We start from the raw sequence: 7,622 nt of genomic DNA, 5'->3' as shown, positions 1-7,622 counted from the left end.
GCGATACCACGGGACCCGAGGACCATCTCTCTGGTTGTGCCTGATGGCACCTGGAGTCAGTCGGCCCGGATGGGGAAAAGACTTCCCGGTATCGAGCACGCCGAAATGGTGCGCTTGCCGGAAGGTCGCAGGTCGGAATGGCGAATTCGCAGGGAAGTCCATGCTTACGGTTTGTCAACCTTCGAGGCCATCGCCAGAGCTCTTGGTATTATCGAATCGACAGCCGTGCAGGAGGGCATGGAATCCTTGTTTCGCCTGATGGTTTGCAACACCTTGACCGCGCGGGGCCGAAAAAACGGTGTGTTCATGGACGTTATTCCTCCCCTGAATTGAAATTCCGGGTTAACAACGGGGGCGACCAGCTGGTCTCTAGTCGGCCATCGTGATCGGTCTTGACTTTCCATCTGTATGGCTGCGGAAGCGGTCTCAAGATGTTATTTTGTGCGGTTGATTTTAACGTAGAATGTTCTCGTGATATCTAGCGGTTGCTGAAGTTTGCGAAGATCTCCCGCATCTCAGGGAAATTGTTGATACTTAAAATGGCCTTGTCCTGGACCGGTCATAGTCTTGGCCTGGGCCCTGGTATTCCTCGAGCGGAAACGGGTTGACGTGGCCCTGGGTATGCCAGTAGGGCGGATCGAAATAAAAGAAGGTGTAAGGCCGGTCGTACTTGGCCACGCAGTCCAGGAATTCGGCCTGAAAAACAAAAAAGGGGTTACAGACTGAAATCTGTAACCCCTTAAAATTGTTTGGTAGCGGGGGCTGGATTTGAACCAACGACCTCCGGGTTATGAGCCCGACGAGCTACCTGGCTGCTCTACCCCGCAACATGTTCCCGACGGTTAGCTTGCGTCAGAAGGATTGACTGTCTAACAGCTTCACGGCGATATGTCAAGTAGAAAATATGTTTTTGCCGTAGCGGCCGCGTTTCTCAGGCTTTGGTTGCAATTAGCTTTCTTAAAGGTTATTATATCACGGTCTGCTTGGGTTGAAAATTAAGTTGAAAGGTCATGTTTGTCTGCATGCGGATCTGTTCCCGTTATCTTTTACAGGAGATGCTGGGGCTTTTTTTTCTGAGCCTGCTGGCCCTGCTTTCCATCTATCTGCTGGTTGACTTTTTTTCCAAGGTTGACAATGCCCTGGAGAATCAGGCCGGCATTTTTCCGTTGCTGCTTTTTTTGCTCAATCAGATACCTTTCATTGTGGGTAAATTTATTCCCCTGGCCCTATTGTTGGCAACCATGCTGGCCTTGGGAGGTATGGCTCAGCATAACGAGATTGTCGCCCTGCAGGCGGGTGGCATCGGCATGGCCCGGCTGACCGCTCCCTTGGCGGCCGCCGGTCTGGTGCTGGCCTTGCTTACGTTTTTCATCAATGACCATGTCGTGCCGGTTACCAGCCTGCAGGCGGATTATCTGGAAACGGTTGTCATCAAGGGGAAAAAAGAGAAGAATCTTTACAATCTTAAGAGCTTATGGTATGTCAGCAAGTCCGCTATCTACTATTTCGAAGGGCTCGATCCGGAAAAAAGAACCATCGAGCGGGCTCTGCTGTATAATTTTTCCGAGGATCGACGTCTACGGCGACGTCTCGATATCGAGAAGCTTTCTTACCATGAAACGGAGCATAGATGGGTCGGTGAGCTGGTTTTTATACGTGATTTTTATTTTCGGGACGGTTTTACGGACTTTGCCGGATTTGAGCGGGCCGATAATCTTGAGATAGTTTTAAGCGAGTCCTTTGCCGATTTTATGGTGCCCCGCAAGGAGCCCGACCGCATGTCGCTGTCGGAACTCAGCCGCTATGTAAGCAAAGCCAAGAATGCCGGCCTTGCCTATATGGAGTATACGGTGGAAATCTATAATCGGATTTTTTATCCCGTTTCCTGTTTGTTGATGGTTTTGCTGGCGGTACCCTTTTCCCTGGCGTCACGGCGTCACGGCGGCGCGGCGCGGGGCATAGCCATCAGTCTGGGGCTGGGCTTCTCCTTCTGGATCACTCTGTCGTTGTCGCTGGCTCTGGGGCAGGGACGCCTGTTGAGCCCCTTGAGCGCGGCCGCGCTGCCCTATCTGGTCTATGGTCTTTTTGCCCTTTTCATGTTTCGGCGGAGCCTTGCCTGAGACATCGACGAGCGTTCGTTGCTGAAAAAATTGTAACTATTCAGCGTCGTTTGCCGCGAAAATCAAGAAGATTGGAGATCTGACTTGATTTCGGCAGGAAATCGGGATCGTGTCCCCGGATTTTCCGGGTTGGCTGAATAGCCTTCCAGGGCTGCTACGCGGTTACAGATGTGAAAATAATCAGCTTTTGAACTGGCTTACTTGTAAATTGAAATGATTTAATCTTTGACTGGAGATATAAATGTCCATACCGCAGGAAACCCAGGATTTGTTGAAAGAAATGCAGGAAACTGTTGATACCTACAGGGGGTATCTTTGATCTGGCTGAAATGCGGGAGAGAGTCAGCGAAATTGAGGAAATAAGTACCGGCGAAAATTTCTGGAACGACGCGGCCAAAGCTCGCGAGGTTCTTCAGGAAGGGACCCGGCTGAGTCGGGAAATCAATCGCTGGCAGGCAATTGAAAGCGGTCTCGAAGAGGTGATGTTGCTGGCCGGGATGCTGCATGAAGAAAACGATCCCGAGAGTCTGGCGGAACTTCGGGTTAGGCTTGCCCGGCTTGAACAGGACCTGACCATGGTGCGCCTGGAAAAAATGATGTCCGGCGAGCATGATGACGGTAACGCGATTGTCAGTATCAACGCCGGCGCCGGCGGCACTGAAGCCCAGGATTGGGTTGAAATGCTGCTGCGAATGTATTTGCGCTGGGCTGAGAAACGGGGCTGGAAGACCGGGATTGTCGATATCCTGTCGATGGATGAGGGCGGTATCAAAAGCGTTACCTTTACCGTCAGTGGAGATCACGCTTACGGAAATTTTCGTTCGGAGACCGGCATTCATCGGCTGGTTCGCATTTCTCCTTTTGATGCCGGCAAACGGCGACATACCTCTTTCGCGTCGGTTTATGTTTGCCCCGAGATTGATGACGACGTTGAAGTCGAAATTAACGACAGCGATCTGCGGGTCGATACGTACCGGGCCAGCGGGGCCGGAGGACAGCATGTCAATAAAACCGATTCCGCGGTGCGCATCACTCATCAGCCGACCGGAATTGTGGTTCAGTGTCAGAATGAGCGTTCTCAGCATAAGAACCGGGCCATGGCCATGAAAATCCTGAAAGCCAGGCTTTACGAAAAGGAGATGGAAGAACGCCGCCGGGCCCAGGATCGTATTGAAAACAGTAAAATGGAGATTGCCTGGGGTAGTCAGATCCGTTCCTATGTTCTGCACCCCTATCAGCTGGTTAAGGATCATCGTACCGACTGTGAGACCGGTAGTGTCAATCAAGTGCTGGATGGCGGTCTGGATGCTTTTGTCGAGGCTTTTCTGCTGCAGCAGATGCAGCTGGCGCAGTAACTTGGCCCCGGCGGTCGAGGTCGGTTTTTCCCTGTTGTCGATAAGGAGCGCGAAGCGTGCTGTCAGACCGGATCTTATCGGATACGCCTCTCAGTCCTAATCCTGAGGGCCTGCGACTGTTGCCGTTTGGCGGTTTCGGTGAAATCGGCATGAATTTGCTGGCCCTGGAATATGGTGAAGAAATCTTCATTATTGACTGTGGCCTGATGTTCCCTGAACCTTATATGCTCGGGGTCGATTTAGTGATTCCCGATATCAGCGTACTGCTGGCGGAAAAAGACCGCATTCAGGGGATTATCCTGACGCACGGGCACGAGGATCATATCGGAGCGCTGCCCTTTATCCTGCCCCGGCTCAAAGTCCCGGTCTACGGGACCGAATTGACGATTGCCATGGTCAGGCGTCGCCTTGAGGAACATCAGCTGCTGGCTGATTGCGATCTGCGCGTGATTATGCCTGGAGAGAGTATCTCCGGGCATAATTTCGTGATTGAATTCATTCCGGTAGTCCATTCCATTCCCCAGGGGGTGGCGCTGGCGATCACGACTCCGGCCGGCCTGGTTCTTCATTCCGGAGATTTCAAGATCGATTACAGTTCACCCGGGGGCGAGGAAACCGACCTCGCTCGTTTTGCCCAGCTCGGCAGAGAAGGCGTCGCTCTCCTGTTGGCGGACAGTACCAATGTCGAACGGGATGGTTTTTCGGCCAGTGAAGCTGAGGTGAAGAAGGCTTTCAGGGCGCTTTTCGGGGCAGCCCGGGGCCGGGTCATCGTGACCTTGTTTTCCTCGAATCTCAATCGTGTGCAGGAAATTATCAGCTTGGCGGCGGAAAATGGTCGCAAGGTGGCGATTCTGGGTCGTAGTCTGCTCAGCAATATTGATATCGCCCGCGGTATCGGCATGCTCAAGGTTTCCGAGGATACCCTGATCGATATCGAAGCGGTTGGAGACCTGGTCCCGGAAACCGTGCTCGTGATCACGACCGGCAGTCAGGGCGAGCCTTTTTCCGGGCTTTCCCTGATGGCCTCGGATAATTGTAAATGGTTTAAGATTGCGCCCGGGGATACGGTGATCTTCTCTTCCCGCTTCATTCCCGGCAACGAAAAGGCGATCAGCAACCTGATTAACCGCCTGTTTCGTCAGGGAGCGCTGGTTTGTTATTCTCCTCTGGCCTTCACGCATGCTTCGGGGCATGCTTTCCGGGATGAGCTGATCCTGCTTCAGCGTCTGGTTAAGCCGCGCCATTTTATTCCCGTTCATGGCGAATATCGCCATCTTGATCTGCATGCCCGTCTGGCCGTGGCTCAGGGAGTGGCGCCGGATCGGGCCCTGGTGATCACCGACGGGGAGTTGGTGGAACTCGACGAGCGTGGCCTGCGCCGTCTCGGGCGGATTGAACACGGCAAGGTTCTGGTCGACGGCAAAGGGGTCGGCGAGATTGATTCTGCCACCCTGCATGATCGACGTCATCTTTCCCAGAATGGTATGGTGCTGATTGCGGTCGGAATCAACGAAGTCAACGGTGAGGTTGTCTACGGTCCCGAAGTGATCACCCGGGGGCTGATTGCCGATGAGAATGAAATTATTCTGGATGAACTTTCACGGGTGGTTACAGCGGCCCTGCAACAGATTCCGCCGGTCGAGCGTCTTGACTGGATCGAAGTTAAGGCCGTCTTACGCCGGGCCGCCAAAAAATATATTCGCGCCACCCTTGATAAAAAACCGATTATTCTGCCGGTGATTATCGAATTGTAGGTTTTTTCCGAATCACGCGGTAACCTCAGGTTCCTGCAAAAGAAAGGTCGTCGCTTAAAAACAATGGTTTTGCCGAGGTTGACAATCAAGCGCCAGGAGTGGAAAGCCGAAATGATCGGAATTCTGTTTCTGGGCCTGGCAATTTTTTTTCTGCTGGCGCTGCTTTCCTATTCTCCGCTTGATCCATCTTTGAATCACAGTGGTGGAGGTGAACCGACCATCGCTAATCTGGGCGGTCGCAGCGGCGCTCTGGTAGCTGATCTTCTGCTGCAGGGGCTTGGTCTCGGAGCTCTCATCCTGCCGTTTTATCTCGTTGGAGTCTTTATCGGTCTGGTCAGCGGCCGTAAATTTCCCTCTTTAACCAGTCTCGTCGGCGCCGGATTCCTGATGCTCTGCACCGCCGTCTGGAGTGCTCTATTGGTACCTGTCTGGGTTGTGCAGGGCATCGAGGTTTTGTCGGGTGGAGTTGCCGGGCAGCTGATCAGCAAGGTACTGCTTGATTTTTTCAACCCGATCGGGACCTATTTGTTGATGGCGATTTTCTTCGCACTGGCCTTGATTGTCACGACGCATATTTCACCCCTGCGGGTTGCCGTTCTGATTGCCGGCAGTCTGCTGGCCGCCGGCCGGGGTCTGTGGTTGGGGGGTCGGCAGCTGTTGCTTTTTTTTCTGGCTCTGATGCGCAGAGGAGCAGGGAAGGAGAGCGCCGACAACCATGGGGACAGCCCCGAAGATGCTAGAAAAAGACTGAAAAAGGTTAAAATCGGTCAGCCTCACAACGAGAAAAAGGTCCTGCCGCCGATGCGGCAGGAAACCCTGCCGTTTTTGCGGGATAAGGGTCGCATAACCCTGCCCGGATTGAATCTGCTTGACGATCCGCCGCCGCGCCGGAAAAAAGGCACCGACCCCGACAGCCTGCGTTTGAAATCGCAGCAGCTCGAAAACAAACTCCGTGATTACGGAGTGATCGGCGAGGTGGTTGCGGTTCATCCCGGCCCGGTGGTCACCATGTACGAATTTCAACCGGCGGCCGGAGTTAAGCTCAGTCGGATCAGCTCGCTGGCGGATGACCTGGCTCTGGCGATGAGCGCCATGTCGGTGCGCATTGTGGCTCCGATTCCGGGCAAGGCGGTGGTCGGGATCGAGATTCCCAATCTGGAAAGAGAGGATGTTAATTTTAAGGAACTATTGTTAAGCTCCGCCTTTCAACAGGGGAAAAGTGCTTTGCCGCTGGCTTTGGGCAAAGAGATTGACGGCGTACCGATGGTGGCCGATCTGGCGAAAATGCCGCATCTGCTGATTGCCGGCTCCACCGGTTCAGGGAAAAGTGTCGGTATTAACTGCCTGATTTGCAGTATTCTTTTCAAGCTGACTCCGGAAGAGGTCAAATTTATTATGGTCGATCCGAAACGGCTGGAACTTTCGGTGTATGATCATATTCCGCATCTGCTTCTGCCGGTAGTCACCAATCCCAAGCGGGCTGCGGCGGCTCTGGGCTGGGCGGTGGAGGAAATGGAGCGTCGTTACAGTCTAATGTCGCTTTCCGGAACCCGCAATATCTCTTCCTATAACCGTTTTGTGGAAAAACAGTCCGGTCAGCGGGAACGTCCGGTTTCTCCGGTGGGAGCGCAGGTAAAGAATCTCTCCCCAGTTGAGAGCGACGAGGTTCTGGAGGACGTGGTTCACGAAAAATTGCCCTATATTGTGATCATCATAGATGAACTTGCCGATCTTATGATGGTTGCCTCGAAAGAGGTTGAGGAGTCGATTACCCGTCTGGCCCAGATGGCTCGAGCGGCCGGAATCCATCTGATTCTGGCTACGCAGCGGCCTTCGGTGGATGTCATTACCGGACTGATCAAGGCCAATTTCCCGGCCCGGATCTCCTTTCGGGTTTCCTCTAAGATCGATTCGCGTACGATTCTCGATGCCTCCGGAGCCGAACAGTTGCTGGGTAACGGCGACATGTTGCTGCTGAGTCCTGGCAGCTCGAATTTTACCCGTCTGCACGGCGCGTTTATCAGTGATGATGAAATCAAGGCACTGTCGGATTATCTGAAAGGGCAGGGCGCGCCTGAGTATCAGGAGGGGATGCTGAAAAAGCATGAAGCCGCTCTGGCCGCTAAGGCTAAAGGCAAAAATGGAGCCCGGACGGCGTCGGATCTGGAAGAAATGGTCGATGAGGATGGCTATGATGAGCTGTATGATCAGGCCGTGGATTTTGTCACCCGGCTCAAGGGGGCTTCAGCTTCAATGATCCAGCGCAAATTTCGTATCGGTTACAATCGGGCCGCGCGGATTATTGAAACCATGGAACGTGAAGGGGTGGTCGGTGCGGCGGAAGGCAGTAAGCCGCGCAAGGTTCTGGTCGCCCCGATAGACTGATTGGCGAG

Annotated in this window: 5 protein-coding genes and 1 tRNA gene; 5 read left to right on the top strand and 1 reads right to left on the bottom strand. The window is 53.5% G+C overall.

Annotated features, from left to right (window positions below):
* The coding region (locus ENN66_08965; protein HDS16715.1) for a DTW domain-containing protein at window positions 1-333 on the top strand (333 nt) is incomplete at its 5' end.
* Window positions 334-750: 417 nt separating this feature from the next.
* On the opposite strand, the gene ENN66_08960 is transcribed toward ENN66_08965, so the two are convergent.
* Window positions 751-827, bottom strand: a tRNA-Met gene (locus ENN66_08960).
* A gap of 183 nt (window positions 828-1,010) precedes the next feature.
* Between ENN66_08960 and lptG the strand changes: the two genes are divergently transcribed.
* From lptG to ENN66_08940, 4 genes are all read left to right on the top strand, one after another.
* Window positions 1,011-2,120, top strand: coding sequence for an LPS export ABC transporter permease LptG (lptG, locus tag ENN66_08955; GenBank protein ID HDS16714.1), 1,110 nt, complete (start codon window positions 1,011-1,013; stop codon window positions 2,118-2,120).
* Between the two features lie 329 nt (window positions 2,121-2,449).
* Entirely contained in the window at window positions 2,450-3,475 is a 1,026-nt protein-coding gene (locus ENN66_08950; protein HDS16713.1) for a peptide chain release factor 2, read from the top strand.
* 149 nt (window positions 3,476-3,624) lie between these two features.
* Window positions 3,625-5,229, top strand: coding sequence for a ribonuclease J (locus ENN66_08945; GenBank protein HDS16712.1), 1,605 nt, complete (start codon window positions 3,625-3,627; stop codon window positions 5,227-5,229).
* Between the two features lie 63 nt (window positions 5,230-5,292).
* Window positions 5,293-7,614: a DNA translocase FtsK gene (locus ENN66_08940; GenBank protein HDS16711.1), complete on the top strand. Its 2,322-nt coding sequence runs from the start codon at window positions 5,293-5,295 to the stop codon at window positions 7,612-7,614.
* Window positions 7,615-7,622: the final 8 nt, after the last annotated feature.

Source organism: Pseudomonadota bacterium, assembly GCA_011049115.1.
In the GTDB taxonomy this organism is placed as follows: domain Bacteria; phylum Desulfobacterota; class Anaeroferrophillalia; order Anaeroferrophillales; family Tharpellaceae; genus DSCM01.
The sequence above is the reverse complement of the archived record's forward strand: the minus strand, read 5'-3'. Positions and strand labels throughout refer to the sequence as shown.